The 18,057-nt window shown below is 61.9% G+C and carries 15 protein-coding genes and 1 pseudogene; 5 read left to right on the forward strand and 11 right to left on the reverse strand.

The genetic code is table 11. The features are described 5' to 3' along the window. Nucleotides 1-5: 5 nt before the first annotated feature. From HMPREF2565_RS04120 to HMPREF2565_RS04165, 10 genes are all read right to left on the reverse strand, one after another. On the reverse strand, nucleotides 6-815 hold the full coding sequence (locus HMPREF2565_RS04120; RefSeq protein ID WP_010186887.1) for a fumarylacetoacetate hydrolase family protein: 810 nt from the start codon (nucleotides 813-815) through the stop codon (nucleotides 6-8). Nucleotides 816-895: 80 nt separating this feature from the next. Continuing rightward, on the reverse strand, nucleotides 896-1,513 hold the full coding sequence (locus HMPREF2565_RS04125) for an exonuclease domain-containing protein (protein ID WP_046648110.1): 618 nt from the start codon (nucleotides 1,511-1,513) through the stop codon (nucleotides 896-898). Then, nucleotides 1,514-3,382, reverse strand: coding sequence for a DUF294 nucleotidyltransferase-like domain-containing protein (locus HMPREF2565_RS04130; protein WP_070821516.1), 1,869 nt, complete (start codon nucleotides 3,380-3,382; stop codon nucleotides 1,514-1,516). A 17-nt stretch (nucleotides 3,383-3,399) separates the two neighbouring features. Further along, complete coding sequence (locus HMPREF2565_RS04135; RefSeq protein WP_046648108.1) at nucleotides 3,400-4,419, reverse strand: 3-isopropylmalate dehydrogenase; 1,020 nt, start codon at nucleotides 4,417-4,419, stop codon at nucleotides 3,400-3,402. A 136-nt stretch (nucleotides 4,420-4,555) separates the two neighbouring features. Continuing rightward, nucleotides 4,556-6,142, reverse strand: a complete 1,587-nt coding sequence (serA, locus tag HMPREF2565_RS04140; RefSeq protein WP_070511656.1) for a phosphoglycerate dehydrogenase — start codon at nucleotides 6,140-6,142, stop codon at nucleotides 4,556-4,558. A 44-nt stretch (nucleotides 6,143-6,186) separates the two neighbouring features. Continuing rightward, nucleotides 6,187-7,071 (reverse strand): hypothetical protein, encoded by an 885-nt coding sequence (locus HMPREF2565_RS04145; RefSeq protein ID WP_071406907.1) that lies wholly within the window; start codon nucleotides 7,069-7,071, stop codon nucleotides 6,187-6,189. Nucleotides 7,072-7,099: 28 nt separating this feature from the next. Further along, nucleotides 7,100-8,893, reverse strand: coding sequence for a GmrSD restriction endonuclease domain-containing protein (locus HMPREF2565_RS04150; protein WP_046648106.1), 1,794 nt, complete (start codon nucleotides 8,891-8,893; stop codon nucleotides 7,100-7,102). 132 nt (nucleotides 8,894-9,025) lie between these two features. After that, complete coding sequence (gene ilvC, locus HMPREF2565_RS04155) at nucleotides 9,026-10,039, reverse strand: ketol-acid reductoisomerase (RefSeq protein ID WP_049156493.1); 1,014 nt, start codon at nucleotides 10,037-10,039, stop codon at nucleotides 9,026-9,028. Between the two features lie 109 nt (nucleotides 10,040-10,148). Beyond that, nucleotides 10,149-10,664, reverse strand: coding sequence for an acetolactate synthase small subunit (gene ilvN / locus HMPREF2565_RS04160; RefSeq protein ID WP_070821514.1), 516 nt, complete (start codon nucleotides 10,662-10,664; stop codon nucleotides 10,149-10,151). Between the two features lie 5 nt (nucleotides 10,665-10,669). Next, the gene (locus tag HMPREF2565_RS04165) at nucleotides 10,670-12,490 is read right to left on the reverse strand and encodes an acetolactate synthase large subunit (protein ID WP_070754709.1); all 1,821 of its coding nucleotides are present in this window, start codon (nucleotides 12,488-12,490) and stop codon (nucleotides 10,670-10,672) included. Nucleotides 12,491-12,804: 314 nt separating this feature from the next. Between HMPREF2565_RS04165 and HMPREF2565_RS04170 the strand changes: the two genes are divergently transcribed. From HMPREF2565_RS04170 to HMPREF2565_RS04180, 3 genes are read left to right on the forward strand one after another with little or no spacing between them, the layout of a single operon-like run. After that, nucleotides 12,805-13,338, forward strand: a complete 534-nt coding sequence (locus tag HMPREF2565_RS04170) for a PH domain-containing protein (protein WP_046648103.1) — start codon at nucleotides 12,805-12,807, stop codon at nucleotides 13,336-13,338. Nucleotides 13,339-13,340: 2 nt separating this feature from the next. Continuing rightward, nucleotides 13,341-15,194, forward strand: a complete 1,854-nt coding sequence (gene ilvD, locus HMPREF2565_RS04175) for a dihydroxy-acid dehydratase (protein ID WP_070754708.1) — start codon at nucleotides 13,341-13,343, stop codon at nucleotides 15,192-15,194. An 11-nt stretch (nucleotides 15,195-15,205) separates the two neighbouring features. Beyond that, nucleotides 15,206-16,474: a glycosyltransferase 87 family protein gene (locus tag HMPREF2565_RS04180; protein ID WP_049154359.1), complete on the forward strand. Its 1,269-nt coding sequence runs from the start codon at nucleotides 15,206-15,208 to the stop codon at nucleotides 16,472-16,474. A gap of 175 nt (nucleotides 16,475-16,649) precedes the next feature. Here the strand turns inward: HMPREF2565_RS04180 and HMPREF2565_RS14170 are convergent, their stop codons facing one another. Further along, a complete protein-coding gene (locus HMPREF2565_RS14170) occupies nucleotides 16,650-17,225 on the reverse strand; it encodes a hypothetical protein (RefSeq protein ID WP_246819113.1) in 576 nt (191 codons plus the stop codon). On the opposite strand from HMPREF2565_RS14170, the gene HMPREF2565_RS14390 reads away from it, so the two are divergent. Further along, the gene (locus tag HMPREF2565_RS14390) at nucleotides 17,127-17,426 is read left to right on the forward strand and encodes a transposase (protein ID WP_371440999.1); all 300 of its coding nucleotides are present in this window, start codon (nucleotides 17,127-17,129) and stop codon (nucleotides 17,424-17,426) included. The genes HMPREF2565_RS14170 and HMPREF2565_RS14390 overlap by 99 nt on opposite strands. Nucleotides 17,427-17,614: 188 nt before the next feature. Continuing rightward, nucleotides 17,615-18,057: pseudogene (locus tag HMPREF2565_RS04190) on the forward strand (hypothetical protein); the annotation flags it as partial.

Consider the following 18,057-nt stretch of genomic DNA (forward strand, 5'->3'; position numbering starts at 1 on the left):
AGCATCTAAGCGCGCTCAATCGGGTTGGCCAGGCTGCCCACGCCGGGGATCTCAATTTCGATGGTATCGCCCGGCACCATCGGTGCCGTGCCAGCCGGGGAACCCGTAGTGATGACATCGCCCGGCAGAAGCGTGTAGGACTGCGAGATCTCAGCGATGATGTGGCCCATCTTCACAATCATCTGATCCGTATTGGAATCCTGCTTCTGCTCACGCTTGCCATCGTGCGTGAGGTAGGCGTTAATCTTCTGGTCATCGAGATTGATGCAGTCCAGGTCCGTCTCAATCCACGGGCCCAGCGGGCAGAAGGTGTCGATGCCCTTCGCGCGCGCCCACTGGCCATCCTGGAACTGCAGGTCACGCGAAGAAACATCGTTACAAATGGTGTAGCCGACGACGTGGTCGCGCCACTTCTCTGGGTCGATATTCTTCGAGACCTTGGAGATCACGACGGCGAGCTCACCCTCGAACTCCACGTTGGTGGCGAACTCCGGAATCTTGATGGGCGCACCCGGGCCAATGACCGCGGTGGAAGGCTTGATGAAGATCGTCGGCGGCAGGTGCTCGGCAGACTCCTTGAAGACCTCCGCCACGTGGTCGGCGTAGTTGCGGCCGAGCGCTACGACCTTGGTCGGCAGGGTCGGCGCCAACAAGCGCACCTCACTCAGCGGCCACTCGCGGCCAGTGGGCTCCGGCGGCGTAAACGGTGTGCCGGAAATTTCCTTGGCCACCAGCTGATCCAGCGGGGCGTCGGCGGGACCATCGATGATGGCAAAACAGATACCTTCGGTGTGAGCAATTCGTCCTAAACGCATAACGGCCATACTACTCGCAAGGATTTTTAACACACGATCAGGGGTCTGCAGTAAAGGTTGCAAAGGAAGCGTTGTCTATCTCAGCGCTGGACGACGTCCCCCAGGGTCACCGCTCGCGTGCTCCCCCGCTGCGCTAGGTATAGCTCTGCGCAAGCCAGGGCGTCGCTGAGCGCATTGTGGCTGCCATAGCGCGGCAGACCATAGCGCTCACGGACTCGGGGAAGGCGTAGGTCCTCGCCGCGCGGGTAGGTGCCCATGCGCTCCATGTGGCGCCGCTCCAACGCAAAGGTATCCACCACGCTCAGCCGCGGGCGCTCTCCGAACACCGCGCGCGATGCCGCCTCAATGAATCCCACCTCCAGCGCTGAGAAGTGTGCGAGCAACGCGCGTCCCTGCACCGCCTGGCGCAACTGCTCCATGGCGCTCTCCAGCTCCTCTCCGGCGTCGATGACGTTTTGGGTCAGCAGGTGGACATGCGAGTCGTCGGCCACCTGCGCACCGCGCACCACGATATAGCCAGCACCGGATAAGTCGATGGTTCTGCCATTAACCGGAACCCAGCCAATAGAGACGATCTTCCCCGTGCGGGGGTTAAGGCTGGTCGTCTCCATGTCCACGGCCAACAAGCCCACGTCATCAAGGGGTGTGGTGCGCGGGGGCGCGCCCCAGTCCGCCCGGCGGCTCCAGCGATTCCACATCTAGATATTCCTCACCGGGTATTTGGTCGCGAGGGCATTCTGCATCGACTTGATCGCCCGGAAGGCATCGCGCAGGTGCTCGCGTTCCATGCGCCCCAGGCTCTTGGGGCCGATGTTGTAATTGGGCTGCTGTCCCTCGCGCAGCTGGTGGGCTTGGTGTTGGAAGGAGAGGGAGCGTAGGTAATCAAAGGCGTCGAGAAGCTCCTGCGCCCCCTGGTGGCTCACCGCGTTACCGGCGGCTTCTCTGAGACGCTGGCGGGTATCCACCACCGTCGAGCCGGAAGCCAAGGCGAAGAGCCGGGCCATCTGCACGATTCCGGCGGTCCCGCCCTTCTTAATGTCGAGGGTGTTAGCGTAGTCGCCATCGCGTTCCACCACCAGCCCTCTGAAGAAGGTCAGCGGCGGCTCGCGGCGCGCTGCCAAGCTGGCCAGGTGCGCGTGCAAGCGAGTTGCGCCCTTACCCATTTCTACGGCAGCAGTGTGAACTTCCCGGCCCAGCTCCTCGCTGCCATAGAGGACACGGAAATCGAAGAAGATCTGTGCGTTGAGCAGAGCCTCCGGTTGGGGCTCCCGGATCCACCTACGGAAGGTATCGATCCAGTGGGTCCGGGTCATCCGCCATTCTTCGTTCATCGCCATCATGTTGCCGGGGCAGAGAACTTGGCCGGCGTCGGCAAGCCCCTGGCAGACGAAGGAGCTCATCCGCGCGAAGTAGTCGCCGTGCACCGCGGCATCGTAGTCATCAGCGAGAACCAGAGCATTGTCCTGATCCGAGGCAAGCGCCATTTCCCGGCGGCCCTGCGAACCGACGGCCACGAAGGCATACTCGACCGGCGGGGGTCCAAGTTCCTCCTCGGCTAGCGTGCACAGGCGGCGAGCCACGGCATCAGCGGCGAGCGTGACCAGGCTGGAGGCTTCCGCCGGGGTGGAGCCGCGCTCCACGTAACGCCCGGCCAGGCGCGTGGCTTCCTGAAAAGCGCCACGAAGCTCAGCGGCACTGCTGCGCCGTGAGAGATCCGCGGTGAGGTAAAGCGGGTCGTTATGGAGCAGGCGCGTAACGTCCGACTGCGTGACGATGCCCTGCAATGCGCCCTCGGTGACCACCGGCAGGTGGTGGATGCCTCGTTCGGCCATGTGCAGCAGCGCCTCCATGGCGGGGGCATCGGCAGATACCGTCAGCGGGTTGGGCGTCATGATCTCCCCCACCGCCTGGCCAGGATCGCGGTGAACGGCGAGCACGCGGGAACGCAGATCGCGGTCCGTCACGATGCCCTTAAGGCGGGTGCCGTTCTGGTTCCCGGGCTCCACGACGAGGAGCGAGGACACACTCCGGTCAGTCATCATGCCAGCGGCTTCCGCGATCGTGGTGGTGGGCGGAGCGGTGAGCACGTCGGTGCGGATAAGGTCCTGCAGCGGCGTGCGGAGAACATCCGTCGGTGCGGAATCGGACAGCTCGCGGGCTGCTGCTCGGATCTGGCGCGACTTGGCCGAAAAGAACCGTGCGATGTCTGGGTTGCGTTGGGCGCACTCGCTAAAAGCGTGCTGCGGCAGGGTGAAGACCAGACTGTCTTCGACCGCGACCATCTCATAGACGGAAACCGGCTCACCCTGCAGCGTGGAATAGCCAAAGGTCAGCCCGGGTTCGCGCCGATCGAGAAGGACGCCATCCTCTCCCAGAACATCTATTGCCCCGGTGCGGATGATGTGTAGGAACGCGTTCTCCTCCCCGAGCCGGACGGGGACATCCCCGCGGCGCAGGTAGATCATGCTCAGCTGTGCAGACAGCGCGGTGAGCTCTTCCTCCGGCAGGCGGGAGAAAGGCTCGTGCTGGGCGAGGAAACTAGTGACCTCGTCTATTTCGACGCTCATGCGCCAACCATACAGTGCTAGGCGCGCAGCGCGGAGGCGATTCGGTCACCAATTTCGGTAGTCTTCGGCTGCGCATCCCCGCGGGAGGAGACGTCGGCAGCAACGGCCTCCTCGATGCGCACAGCGTTGTCCTCGTCGCCGAGGTGGCGCAGTAGCATCGCGGCCGAGAGGATCGCCGCGGTCGGGTCCGCAATCCCTTTGCCCGCAATGTCCGGGGCAGAACCGTGGACAGGCTCGAACATGGAGGGATTCGCACCGGAGGCGTCAATGTTTCCGGAGGCGGCTAAGCCGATGCCACCGGTAACAGCACCGGCCAGGTCAGTCAGGATGTCACCAAAGAGGTTGTCGGTCACGATGACGTCGTAGCGCGCGGGATCGGTGACCATGTAGATGGTTGCGGCATCGATGTGGTTGTAGTCCACGGTGACCTCCGGAAACTCCTGTGCCACCTCGTTCACGGTGCGCTGCCACAGCCCGCCGGCATTGACCAAAACGTTGGTCTTGTGCACCAGCGTGACGTGCTTGCGGCGGGACATCGCACGCTGGAAGGCATCGCGCACCACGCGCTCAACGCCGTAGCGGGTGTTCTGGGAAACCTCCGAGGCCACCTCGTGCTCAGTGCCTTCGCGCAGCGTGCCGCCGTTTCCGCAGTACAGACCTTCGGTGCCCTCACGGACAACGACGAAGTCGATATCGCCCGGGTTTGCCAGAGGCGAGGTAGACGTCGGGTACAACTTGGAGGGGCGCAGGTTAACGTGGTGGTCGAGCGCAAAACGCATCTTCAGCAGCAGGCCGCGCTCCAAGACGCCGGGCGGAACCTCACCCGGGGCGCCAATCGCACCGAGCAGGATGGCGTCGTGCTCGCGCAGGGAGGCCAGGTCGGCGTCGGTAAGCAGCTCTCCGTTGCGCAGGTAGCGTCGAGCACCCAGGTCATAGTCGGTCACCTCGATGTCCTCGCGCACCGCGCGCAGAACCTTGAGCGCTTCCGCGGTTACCTCGGGGCCAATGCCGTCGCCGCCAATCACTGCAAGTTTCATTTTGTGGGATTCCTTTCTCACATATTGGATACTTGAGAGAGTACCACCCTCGTGCCCTCCATGAAGCCGAAACCCCCTGAAGAACCATGGCTGGCTCTGCAGGGGGGCGGTGGACTCCACTCAGGTGCGGTGTGGATTAAACATCCAAATCGAGCTGGTGGCAGGTAGCCCCCAGCGCCGAGTTGATCTCCTCGACGAGCTCCTCTGGCACCTCGCGCTCGACGCGCAGAATGAGCACAGCGTCGGAGGCGTCCTTACCCTGGGTCAAGGCGGCGGCGACAATGTTGATGCCGGCAGAGCCCAGCTTGGTACCCACGGTACCCAGCGCGCCCGGGGCATCCTTGTAGGAGAAGAAGAGGTTGCGGCCGGTAGCGCGCATATCGACGCCGCGGCCGTTGATGCGGATAATCTTCTCCACCCCGTCAATTCCGGTCAGGGCACCGGTCAGCTGCGATACCTTGCCGTTGGGGCCAATCACCCTGACGCGCACCGAAGAGCGGTGGCCCTTCGACTCCACGTTGGTCTTCACGTCCACGGTCACGCCGCGGCTTTCGGCGATCTTCATTGCGTTAACGAAGGTGACAGCCTCCGAGACCACGCTGGAAAACAGTCCGCGAACAGCAGACAGACCAAGAGCCGAGACATCCTCGTTGGCCAGCTCACCGCAGGCCTCGACCTCCACGGCAACCGGTGCAGCATCCAGCAGGTTGCCGGCTACCAGGCCCAGCTTGCGGGTCAGGTCCAACCAGCCGGCGACTTCCTCGCCGACCCGGCCGCCTTCAACGTTGACGGCATCCGCGACGAACTCGCCGGCCAGTGCCTTCAACACGGAGGCGGCGACATCGGTACCGGCGCGGTCCTGCGCTTCGACCGTGGATGCGCCCAAGTGCGGGGACACGGTAACTTGCGGAAGCTCAAACAGCGGGGAATCGGTGCAGGGCTCGGAAGCATAGACGTCGAAGCCTGCGCCGCGGTGGTGGCCAGACTTGATGGAGGCAGCTAGCGCCGCTTCATCGACGAGGCCGCCGCGGGCGGCGTTAATGATGATCTGGCCCTTCTTGGCCTGCGCCAAAAGCTCGGCATCGAACATGCCGGCGGTCTCCGGGGTCTTGGGCAGGTGGATCGTCACAAAGTCAGAGCGGGACATGAGCTCCTCAAGGCTCACCAGCTCCACGCCCAGCGCCGCCGCACGGGCCGGGTTGGCATAAGGATCGTGCGCGATGATGGTGGTCTCAAAGGCCGCCAGGCGCTGGGCAAAGAGCTGGCCGATGTGGCCGAAGCCCACGATGCCGATGGTCTTGCCATAGATCTCGACGCCTTTGAAGGACGAGCGCTTCCACTCGCCTTGGCGAAGAGACTGATCCGCCGCCGGCACCTGGCGCGCGGTGGCCAGGAGCAAGGCGATGGCCTGCTCGCAGGCGGAGTGGATGTTGGAGGTCGGTGCGTTGACAACCATGACTCCACGCTCGGTGGCGGCTGGGATGTCAACGTTGTCCAAGCCAACGCCGGCACGGCCGACGATCTTCAGGTTCTCTGCGGCGGCCAAAACCTCCGCATCCACGGTCGTGGCGGAGCGGACGAGGAGCGCATCGGCCTCAGGCACTGCGGCGAGAAGTTCCTCGCGGTTTGGGCCATCAACCCAGCGAACCTCAACGGTGTCCCCGAGGGCATCAACTGTGGATTCGGCAAGCTTATCGGCGATAAGTACGACCGGCTTCGACATAACTTCCTTTACTAGTCAGAATTGGAGATGCCGAGAAGTGTAGTTTATTCTTTCCAGCCCTGAGTGATTTTATGCGTGAATTCTGTCACTGAACCGAATTCCGGTCCGAGGGCCACGATAGGCCCCTCCGATAGCCCTGCGGTTATCGCCGCGCCGGCCTTCGTCGCCGACGGATCTGGCTCGGTCATGACGAAGACCGTGCCACCGTAGGCGGTGGCGTTGACCACGTTGGCTAGGGGGCTTTCCGCGGTCGCCACAATCACCGGCGCCATTTGTGCGTCGCGGCGCGCCTGGGCCGGAATGGCCGGCATCTTTTCCTTCGTTATGTGCTGCGGCAGGGGCTCCCAGGCGGCCTTGAGCTCCGTTTTCGTAGAGGAATCCAAGCGTGCAATGTTGTCAACCATGCGCTCACGGCTCATGACCACCTTCGACGTGAAACGAAAAGCGGTGTACTCCCCCAGCGCCTTGGTGTTTCCTGGGTCGTGGATAACTTCACGTTGCCCGTTCTGGCTAGCCCACGGAACGTTACCGATAACGAGGAGCTGGTCTACGTCGAGATCAGCGAGCAGCTGTGAAATCTGCGGGCGAATCGACGCATCGTACGTCACCATGGGCACGCGCTGCGATACGCTCAGCGTCGCGGCCCGCAGGGCGGCGGCATCTGAGTCTTCGGCCAAGATCAGCGTATTGCTTTCCTTAAAGAACAAGCGCGCGGAGTCAATTCCCCAGTGGTCCTCAACCACCGTAATCTCGTTGGCGAATTGCGGGTCAATGAGCCGCAGACGATTCTCTTCGCTCGCGCGGGCCAGGTCGATGTCCGCCTCGGGGAGGGCGGTGATGTCCTGCGTGAGGATCGGCTCGCCCCGCCCCAGCGAGGAACAGCCCGCAGCGCCTAGGCCCGTCACGACTAGGAGCAGCGCTACAGGCACGACCTGTAGCGCACGTGGAGAAGGAACCTTAACGCGCAAAGGCCTGCGGGCCCTCCTCGCCGCCAGAGAGGTTCGCCTCATCCACGTCGCGCACTACCTGCTTGTTGAGTGCGTATTCAACGATGCCGACGAAGCGCTCGCGGCGATCGGCGAAGAACTGGTGCGCGGTCTTCGCAGTCAGCAGCTCCGGATCTAAGTCGTGGGAGGCCAACACACTATCGAACTCGGCATCCTCCATGATCGACTTTGACTGCACGCGCGGCAGGTAGCGCTCGGGCGAATGCCCGTCCAGAACCACCTCGGTGCGCTTGCCCATCGGTGTGCGGTTGAGCACGGAGTTCGCCAGCACGCCACTGATACCGTGGCGCTCGCACCAGCGAAGCGGGAAGACCGGGAAGAATCCCGGCTGCAGCTCCTCGAAGCTATGGCGGTTGAAGGGGCGCCCCGTCCGCCAATCCTTGGCGCCGCGGGCCATGAGCAGAGCGTAGAGGCCGTGCCATACGCCGTCGTTCTCCCCCACGGACAGCAAGCGGGACTCGCGGAAGGAAGCATCGCGCACCGTCTTCGGAACGCTCTCGGTATCGCCGGCAACCCAGCTGGTCACCTCGTCGACATCACGGGCAGCGCGCAGCTTGACGGCCGAGGAGCCGTAAAGCTCACCGAAGACACCGCTCCAGAACCACTGGTTGAGGCGGTCCCAGGATTCCTGGCTGGATAGCACGCCCTTCTTCTCAGCCAGACGTGCCAGGATGACCGCCAGCGGGATGATCTGCTCGGAATAGGGAACCTGCTCTAGGGACAGGATGCAGCGCTCAGCCAAGAACTCGGCGACCTCACGGAAGGTAATCACGAGGGTCTCCGCGGCCTTGCGGTACTCAGCGAGCGTCAGTTGCAGGATGTCTTCGCGCTGACCACCAGCGTTGCCCTTCTCCCCCGACACCAGCAAAGACACGGCCGAGAGGAACTCGTTGCGGCCAATGCCGTCGAGCGCCGGGAAGGAACGCAGCTGCTTCTCGACGGCCGCCCAATCCTCCGCCAGGTGGAAGTCCGGGTCTTCGGAGGCAAAGACAGCCGTGAGCAGATCGAAGACATCCATCTGCAGACCAGCCGAATTTACCTGCGCAAAGATCGAGCCGATACCGGCGCTTGCCGTCTCCCGGGAGAGGCGGATCATCGGCACGGTGTAGCCGGACAGCGGGCGCAGGATGCGGTTGTTGAAGGCTGCAACCACATCACGGGTGGCACCATCGTTGGCGGCTGCGAGCTCGAAGAGCATGCTGGTGCCTTCCTCGATCAACAGGGCTGAGACCGGGATGCAGCACTCTTCGATTGCGGCTTCGCGGTTGTTCAAGGAACCTTCGATATCCGGCGCGAAGTGGGAGCGCAGCTCGCCATGCTGGTTGACGGCGAAGACGGCCTCGTCCGGCATGATGTCCTCCGAGGTCGCTATGCGCAGGTCCACGTAGTACTTGCGGGAGACCTTCTTGGAACGAAAATCAGTGGTATCGACGAAGCCCTCGCCGCGGAAGCAGTGATACAAGGTGGTAAGGCGCTGCTGCCCATCAAGCAAGAGCAGGCCCGGGTTCACCCCGGTATCCGGAGCCCCAGCCAATGGGCGGGGGCGAAAGCGCATGGTTTCGTTGCGGGTATCCAAGGCCATAAATGCGCCGAGCGGGTAGCCGCGCAAGACGGTGACGATCAGCGATCTAATGCGGTCCTCATCCCAGGAATAAGAGCGCTGGAAGTCAGGCAGCTGAATATCACCGCGATCGATGCGAGCGAAAAGGTCATTAAGGTCATAACTTGGCGTAGAGAAACCCATGGCCTCGAGCCTACCGCCAAATGTGGGAACGTGCCCGTTTGTGCGCGAACATCACATTGCGGGCACCAAGCCCCGGGTAATGAAAAATCCCGCCAGCCGGTGGCCAGCGGGATTACTCAGATCCAGTGCGATTTATGCAGTTGCATCCAGCGGGTTCTTGACCCAGCTCATAAGATCGCGCAGCTTCTCACCAGTCTTCTCGATCTCGTGATCGTTGTAGCTGGCGCGCAGCTCCTCGAGCTCCTTGTTGCCGCCCTCAACGTTGGCGATCAGGCGCTTGGTGAAGGTTCCGTCCTGAATGTCGGACAGGATGTCCTTCATGCGCTGCTTGGTGTCAGCGTCGATGACGCGCGGACCGGAAATGTAGCCGCCGAACTCTGCGGTATCGGAGACCGAGTAGTTCATGTTCTTGATGCCGCCCTCGAACATGAGGTCAACGATGAGCTTCAGCTCGTGCAGGCACTCGAAGTAGGCCATCTCCGGCTCGTAACCGGCTTCCACCAGCACCTCGAAACCGACCTTCACGAGCTCCTCGGTACCACCGCACAGAACGGCCTGCTCACCGAAGAGGTCGGTGACGGTCTCGGCTTCGAAGGTGGTCGGGATAACGCCGGCGCGGGCACCGCCGATGGCCGCGGCATAAGACAGGGTCAGCTCGCGGCCCTCGCCCTTCGGATCCTGCTGGGTCGCGATCAGGCAGGGCACGCCCTTGCCGTCGACGAACTGGCGGCGGACCAGGTGGCCCGGGCCCTTCGGCGCAACCATACCGATGGTGATGTTCTCCGCCGGCTTGATCAGTTCGAAGTGAATGTTGAGGCCGTGGCCGAAGAACAGAGCATTGCCGTCCTCCAGGTTTGGCTCAATGTCCTCGGCGAAGATGGTCGCCTGGGACGTATCCGGGGCTAGCAGCATGATGACGTCAGCCCACTTGGACGCCTCAGCGTTGCTCAGGACCTTAAAGCCAGCCTCTTCCGCCTTCTCGCGGGACTTGGAACCCTCGCGCAGGCCGATCGCCACCTCAACGCCAGAGTCACGCAGGTTCATTGCGTGGGCGTGGCCCTGGGAGCCATAGCCAATGATGGCGACCTTGCGGCCCTGGATGATGGACAGGTCGGCATCGGAATCGTACAGAGTCTCAATAGCCATGTTGTTGTTCCTTCTCTCTGTGGTTCGTTGTCACTACTCAGTGAATAGTGACGTGGTCTACTGAATTTGTATCACATTTTGGGACAAGATGCCCACAATGTGAGATTATTTATTTGCTCGGTGCCATCGCCTTCGGGCCACGCCCCAGCGCGACGTTTCCGGACTGCACCAGCTCACGGATACCGAAGGGCTCGAGGACGTCGAGAAGCGCCTGCAGCTTGCCCGGCGTACCGGTGGCCTCCACCACCACGGACTCCGGCGATACGTCCACGATGCGGGCGCGGAAGATGTTCACCGAGTCGACCACCTGGGGGCGGTTCGAGTTATCCGCGGCCACCTTGACCAGCATGATGGCGCGGGCAATGGTGTTTTCTTCCTCCAGCTCCACCACCTTGAGCACCGGAACAATCTTGTTGAGCTGCTTCGTCACCTGCTCGATGACAACCTCGGAGGCGTCCACAACGATGGTCAGGCGGTTGATCCCCTCGGTTTCGGTCCGCGCGGAGACCAGCGAGATGAGGTTGTAGCCGCGGCGGGTAAACATACCGGTCACGCGGGAGATGATGCCCTCAATGTCCTGGACCCGCACGGACAGGATGTGTCGGGTGATGTCGTCTTTAGCCATTGTTCTTAGGCCTCCTCGAGGGATTCGTGAATGTCGGCCGGATCCTCGGCCGCGGACTCGTTTTCATCAAACAGCGGGCGCAGGCCCAGGGCGTACTGAATTTCCTCATTGGAGGCGCCGCCACCAATCATCGGCCACACCTGGGCATCCTGGCCCACGATGAAATCAATGACCACCGGGCGGTCATTGATTGAGCGCGCGCGCTCAATCGCGGGGCCAATCTCTTCTGCCGTGGTGACGCGAATGGACTCGCACCCCAGGGCCTCGCTGAGCTTGACGAAGTCCGGGACGTACTCATCGTGCTCACGCAGCTTGGTATGGGAGTACTTGTTCTCATAGAAGAGCGTCTGCCACTGGCGCACCATGCCCAGGTTTCCGTTATTAATGACAGCCACCTTGATGGGGAATCCCTCCACCGCGGCGGTGGTGAGCTCTTGGTTGGTCATCTGGAAGCAGCCATCGCCGTCAATCGCCCAAACCTCACGCTCCGGGCATGCGGCCTTAGCGCCCAGCGCTGCGGGTACGGCGTAGCCCATCGTGCCGGCACCGCCGGAGTTGATCCAGCTGCGCGGGTGCTCGAAGTCGAGGAACTGTGCCGACCACATCTGGTGCTGGCCGACGCCCGCGCAGTAGATAGCCTCCGGCCCCACGATGGAGCTGAGCTGCTGGATGACCTCCTGCGGATTGAGCAGCCCGTCCGACGTCGGCTCGAAACCGCGCGGGTAGCGGCGCTGCAAATCTCCCAGGTACTCCATCCAGTCACCGAGGTTCGGGGCGTCCAACTCCGCGTCATTGGCATAAGCCTTGGTCAGGCGCAGAAGCACCTCGCGGGCATCACCCACGATGGGAACAGCTACCTCACGGATCTTGCCGATCTCGGCCGGGTCGATGTCGGCGTGGATGACCTCGGCGTGCGGAGCAAAGGTATCGGTATCACCGGTCACGCGGTCATCGAAGCGCGCGCCCACGGCGATGATAAGATCCGCGCGCTGCAGCGCCGCCACCGCCGGCACCGTGCCGTGCATGCCGGGCATGCCCATGTGCTGCGGGTGGTTATCCGGGAAGGCGCCGAGCGCCATGAGGGTGGTCACCACCGGGATGCCGGTCAGCTCAGCAAACTCGCGCAGCTCGCGGGAAGCCTCCGCCTTAATGACGCCGCCGCCAACATAGAGCACTGGGCGTTCCGCGCGAGCAATGCGCCGAACAGCCTGCGTGATCTGGCGCGGGTGCGGGGTCGTGGTGGGCTTATACCCCGGCAGGTCCGGCATGACTGGGCCGGAGTACTCCATCAGGGCGTTCTGGACATCCTTCGGGATATCCACGAGGACCGGGCCCGGCCGTCCGGTGGACGCCAGGTGGAACGCGGCAGCAATAGCTCCCGGGATGTCCTCTGCCTTGGTGACGATGAAGTTGTGCTTCGTAATCGGCATGGTCACACCGCGGATATCGGCCTCCTGGAAGGCGTCGGTGCCCAGCAAGGAGCTGCCCACCTGACCGGTGATGGCCACGACCGGCACGGAGTCCAGGTTGGCGTCCGCCAGCGGGGTCACCAGGTTGGTAGCACCCGGACCGGAGGTGGCAATCATGACGCCTACCTTTCCGGATGCCTGGGCATAACCTTCGGCGGCGTGGCCGGCCCCCTGCTCGTGGCGGGTGAGCACGTGGCGCAGCTTCGTGGATTCAAAGAGGGCGTCGTACAGCGGAAGCACGGCGCCGCCCGGAATGCCGAAGACAAGCTCGGTGCCCAAATCTTCGAGGGTACGGACAATGGCGTGTGCGCCCGTGATGCGCTCGGGCGCCCGCTGTGGCGGAGTGGAAGCTGTCACGGTTGTTGTGCTCCTTCAGTGGGGATGGATATCGGAGAGATCATCCAACTAATAACGCCCCCGCTGTCCTTCCTGGGTGTGAAGGTAACGGGGGCGCTTGCTGGTCGACGTCACTAGTGGACTCGCTACGGCTCGCGCCGCCCGGGTACTACTACGAGGTGAAGTCGAATAATGATCATGGGCTAAACTGTACACTGATAGAAACGCCACCGCAGGCATTTACCCCCATTTTTGGGATCTTTTTCTCATTTTGCGAGATTGCACAGGTGGGGCGGTTCGCCACCGCGCCACGCTGTCAATTACGATGACCCACTATGACGTCCTCACACCCGCAGAACGCATCTTCTCGCGCCGAACACCCCACGGCCGAAACGTTCAAGCCCACCCGCGAACACCTCCTCGGCATCGGCATCCTCGCCGCCATCGCTTTTCTCAGCATTGGCTGGGCCCCGAAATACCTCTTCTGGATCCTCATCTTCCCGGTGTTGGCCATCTGGTGGGTCCTGCGGGCCCACACCACCGTGGACGCGAAAGGCATCCACATCACTTATGGCTTCCGCGGCCCCAAGGACATCGCGTGGAAGGACTTTAAAGGCATCGGATTCCAGCGCTCGAAGGCCTACGCTCGCACCACCAGCGGCGACAACCTCAACCTGCCGGGCGTGACTTTTAACTCTCTCCCCCGCCTTGCCGCCGCTTCCAACGGCCGCATCCCCGACGCCCTGACCGCTGGCCGCGAAGCCGCCGATGACAAGGTCGTCATCGTCCACCGCGATGGCCAACAAATCCTCCTTACCAAGGAGGAATACGCCGAGTACCTCAAGAAACACCCCGAACTGAAGGATTAACCATGTACCCTCTCCGCTCCAAAGTCACCACCGTTGGCCGCCAGGCATCTGGTGCCCGCGCACTGTGGCGCGCTACCGGCTCCAAGGAGAGCGACTTTGGCAAACCAATTGTCGCCATTGCCAATTCCTTTACCCAGTTCGTCCCCGGCCACGTCCACCTCAAGAACGTCGGCGACATCGTGGCCGACGCCGTGCGCGAGGCCGGCGGCGTGCCGAAGGAGTTCAACACCATTGCTGTTGACGATGGCATCGCCATGGGCCACAGCGGCATGCTCTACTCTCTGCCGTCGCGGGAGATCATCTCCGATTCCATCGAGTACATGGTCAATGCCCACACTGCCGACGCCCTGGTGTGCATCTCGAACTGCGACAAGATCACTCCGGGCATGTTGAATGCCGCGCTGCGCCTCAACATTCCCACCATCTTCGTCTCCGGTGGCCCGATGGAAGCCGGCAAGGCCGTTGTCGTTGACGGCGTGGCACACGCACCGACGGATCTGATTACGGCCATTACAGCGTCGGCCAGCGATGCCGTCTCCGATGAGGGCTTGACCCGCGTGGAGGAATCCGCCTGCCCCACCTGTGGTTCCTGCTCCGGCATGTTCACCGCCAACTCCATGAACTGCCTCACCGAGGCACTCGGCTTGGCCCTTCCGGGCAATGGCACCACGCTGGCTACCCACAGCGCCCGCCGTGATCTCTTTGAACAAGCCGGCCGCGCCATCGTGGACTTGTGCCGACGCTACTACGGCGAAGAAGACGACGCCGTTCTCCCGCGCTCGATTGCCACCAAGGAAGCCTTCAGCAATGCCATGGCTCTGGACATGGCTATGGGTGGTTCCACCAACACCATCCTCCACACGCTGGCCGCCGCGCAGGAGGGCGAGGTGGACTTCACCCTCGAGGACATCAATGAGATCTCCTACCGCGTACCTTGCCTGTCCAAGGTGGCCCCCAACGGCACTTACCACATCGAGGACGTGCACCGCGCCGGGGGCGTCCCCGCTATCTTGGGCGAGTTGCGCCGCGCGGGCCACTTGAACCTCAAGGTCCACACCGCGCTCTACGACAACGCCGAGGAATGGCTTGATGATTGGGATATCCGCGGCGGCAAGGCCACGGAGGCCGCTCTCGAACTTTTCCACGCCGCACCCGGCGGTGTACGCACCACCGAGCCATTCAGCCAATCCAACCGATGGGATGAGCTCGACACCGACGCTGCCAATGGCTGCATCCACGACGCCGAGCATGCCTTCTCCTCCGACGGTGGCCTGGTCGTCCTGCGCGGCAACCTCGCTCCCAACGGGGCCATCGTCAAGGCTGCTGGCGTGGAGGAAGAACTCTGGACCTTTACTGGTCCCGCCCGCGTGGTGGAGTCCCAGGAAGAGGCTGTTTCCATCATTCTCAAGAAGGAAGTCCAGCCCGGCGATGTCATCGTCATTCGCTACGAGGGACCAGCCGGCGGTCCCGGCATGCAGGAGATGCTGCACCCAACCTCCTTCCTCAAGGGTTCCGGTTTGGGCAAGGCCTGCGCCTTGATTACGGATGGCCGCTTCTCTGGCGGCACCTCCGGCCTCTCCATCGGTCATATCTCCCCTGAGGCAGCCCACGGCGGCCTCATTGGACTGGTCGAAAACGGTGACCCCATCACGATCAACATTCGCGAGCGCCAGCTCTCCCTCGACGTGGACGAAGAGGTCTTGGAACGCCGACGCGCCACCGAGGAGCAGCGCGAGAAGCCCTGGACGCCGAAGGACCGCAACCGCCCGGTCACCAAGGCTCTGCGCGCCTACGCCAACATGGCCACGTCCGCTGACCGTGGTGCGGTGCGCGTGGTGGATGGCTACGTCAATTAGAGTATGGGGCGATGAATTTCGCCACTAACGCCGCAAGGCGCACACTCCTGACCGCCGCCGGGCTCATCATTGGCCTGGTGGGCGTCATCCGCCACGTCCTCCACACGGACTTCCCGGTGGACATGATCATTTACCGAGAGGGCGTGCGCGCCTTCATGGAGGGCCGCTCGGTCTACTCGGAGCCCATGTACGCCGGGGATTTGGCGCTCCCCTTTATCTACCCGCCCTTCGGGGCGCTGGTCATGGTGCCGCTGACTGCCTTTGATTGGATGAGTGACGCCCTCGCGGGCGATATCATGATCGTCCTCTCGGACGCCCTCGTCTTTGCCTGCCTCTACGCGATCTTCCGCGCGCTCAAGGTGCCGCACCTGTGGCCCACCGTGGCGATCGCGTGGGCCGCGGCCATGTTCTTTGAACCCATCCGCCTCAACAACGGTTTTGCACAGATCAACATCGTCATCATGGCGCTGGTCATCTTCGATCTGGTCCCGCGCAAGCGCAAGCTTCCGCAAGGCTGGCTGATAGGACTCGCGGCGGCCATCAAGATCACCCCCTTGGCCATGCTGCTCTACTTCCTGCTGCGCCGCGAATGGAAGCCGATCCTCACGGCCTTCGCCTCCGCCGTTGTGGCCACCTTGCTGGCCGCGGCCTACCGCTGGGAAGCCTTCGTCGAGTTCTTCACCTCGAAGCTTCTCGATATGGGCTCGGGCGCGGATTTCGGCGTAGCTACGAACTATCAGTCCAACTCCTCGCTCAAGGGCGTCATCCAGCGTCTCTTCACATCCCAGGAGGCGATGGACAACCACGGCATGCTCATCAATGCGCTGTGGCTTCTCGCGGCGCTCGCGATCATCGGCCTTGGCTCAGCCCTCATCCTGGCGCAAATGCGGCGAAGCCTGCTTGTCGATGCCCACCTCACCACCGCCACCATCATGCTGCTCATCTCGCCTGTTTCGTGGTCGCACCACTGGGTGTGGCTGTCGCTCATCGTGCCGGTTCTGGTCTACCGCGCCTGGTCCTGGCGCAATTCCACCTGGGTCGCCGGCAGCCTGCTGGCTGTACTCGCCGCTTGGGTGGGCATGCTGCTGACCGTTCCGCCGAAGTGGTGGTTTGGTGACAGCATCGATGTCCACGCGATGCCGCTGTACCAGAAGTTCTTGGTCGATGACTTCGTGTGGCTGGCACTACTCAGCTGGATTCTCTACGCCATCTGCCTCAAGGCTCGAGGCACTCAATCCGACAAGCCACATACTGAGCTCGCTGCGGCCCAAACCAACTAAGCCCCGAAACGCAAAACTGCCTGTTCTGCCAAAGTTGTTCGCCGCGCCTGCGGCGGGCTCAGGTGGTGAATGCATCTATACAGCTAGGAGGTTGTGTAGATGTTAGGCGATAGAAAGCTACGTGAGCGGTATGTGCAGGCGTATCTGCATGATGCGCGTCCGATGTCGGTGATCCTCAAGGAGTTGGGGGGGCTCGAAGGCTACGGCGAAGGTGTGGCGCCAGGCTGAGGGCCTTAGCCGTGGCAAGCGCCGTCGGAGCCTGAATGAGGATAAGTACAAAGATCAATACCAAAAGATCATTGCTATTGTAGAAAGCGGTCGGTCTGCGCATAGTGCACTGAAAGAGACAGGTTTCCCACAGACCGCTTACCGATACCTTGCGCAAGACGGTATCGAACTCGCCAATACCAGTCGCGGTGGAGCCATACAACACGAGCGGGATCGCATTGCCCAAGCTTTGAAACTTGTGGATGCTGGCAAAAGCTATAAACAGGCCGGCCAGGTTGTTGATCGCTGCACTGCCACGGTGAAAACGTGGCACCATAATCGCATGTATGGGCGTTGGGTACTCAATGATCATCCCACTGAATCCGAATCGAAGGTAGGACGCGGAAAGCGTCTTATCCGCCATGACCGAATAGCGATAGCCTATCTGCTTGATCAGGGTCTTACTCACCGTGAGATTGCAGCCCACCTTGGCCGGAATCAGTCGACGATTAGCAGGGAAATCGCCCGGGGGATGACTGAGCATGGCTACGATGCCCTCGTGGCGCAAAAGCGGGCTGTAGACCGTTTAGCCAGGCCTAAACCCCGTAAACTCGATACCAACCCGCAGTTGCGGGCCTTTGTCATCGAGGAGTTGAACACGAAGTGGTCACCTTCCCCTTGGCTGCTGAGCCCTGCCCCCCCTAGGAACAAAACTCGGGGCACTTCAATCTACGAGCGTTACTAGTAGTACTTCGTTACTTCTGTGTGGAGCTGTGATCGATAAATTGGCAGGGGATATACACCTAATTAGGGGTGATTTTACAACTGTTAGTTTCCTAATAGGAATTATCTGTTACTCTGGGTAAGGAGCACCTAATATGCGTGTTTCCCTCGTCACGGATAATCGTTTTCACGAAATTTACAGGAGTTCTTATGCGCAATCGCGCCACAAGATTCATCATGGCTTTATCTACAGCAGCAGTTCTCGCATTTGGTTTAATCATTCCACCAAGTGCTGCTGCCCAAAACCTGGGGAATCTTACCCCCTTGCCCGCATCAACAATTGACTTAGACGCTGAAATTCGCGTAGACACCAGTGATGTCACAGATGAGGACATCATGAATGTTCAAGACGAGATCAAGGTGATGAACGAGTCCGCCGACCCGTACGGTTACTTCGCATCCCTGTCAGCTAATGAACAACGCGCAATCATTGCTGCAGTTGAACGTGCCAGGGTCACTGACATCAATCCTCAGGTAGCGCCTTTTGCGACCACCCAGTCGGACCCCTACCGGATATATATCCAGGGCCTTGAAATGCTGTCCTGCATCGCGCTGGTCGATGTAGTATCATGCGGCATCGCCAATCAGGCAGC

Origin of the sequence: Corynebacterium sp. HMSC072A04 (assembly GCF_001809235.1) — a bacterium.
Taxonomy (GTDB): Bacteria; Actinomycetota; Actinomycetes; order Mycobacteriales; family Mycobacteriaceae; genus Corynebacterium; species Corynebacterium hiratae.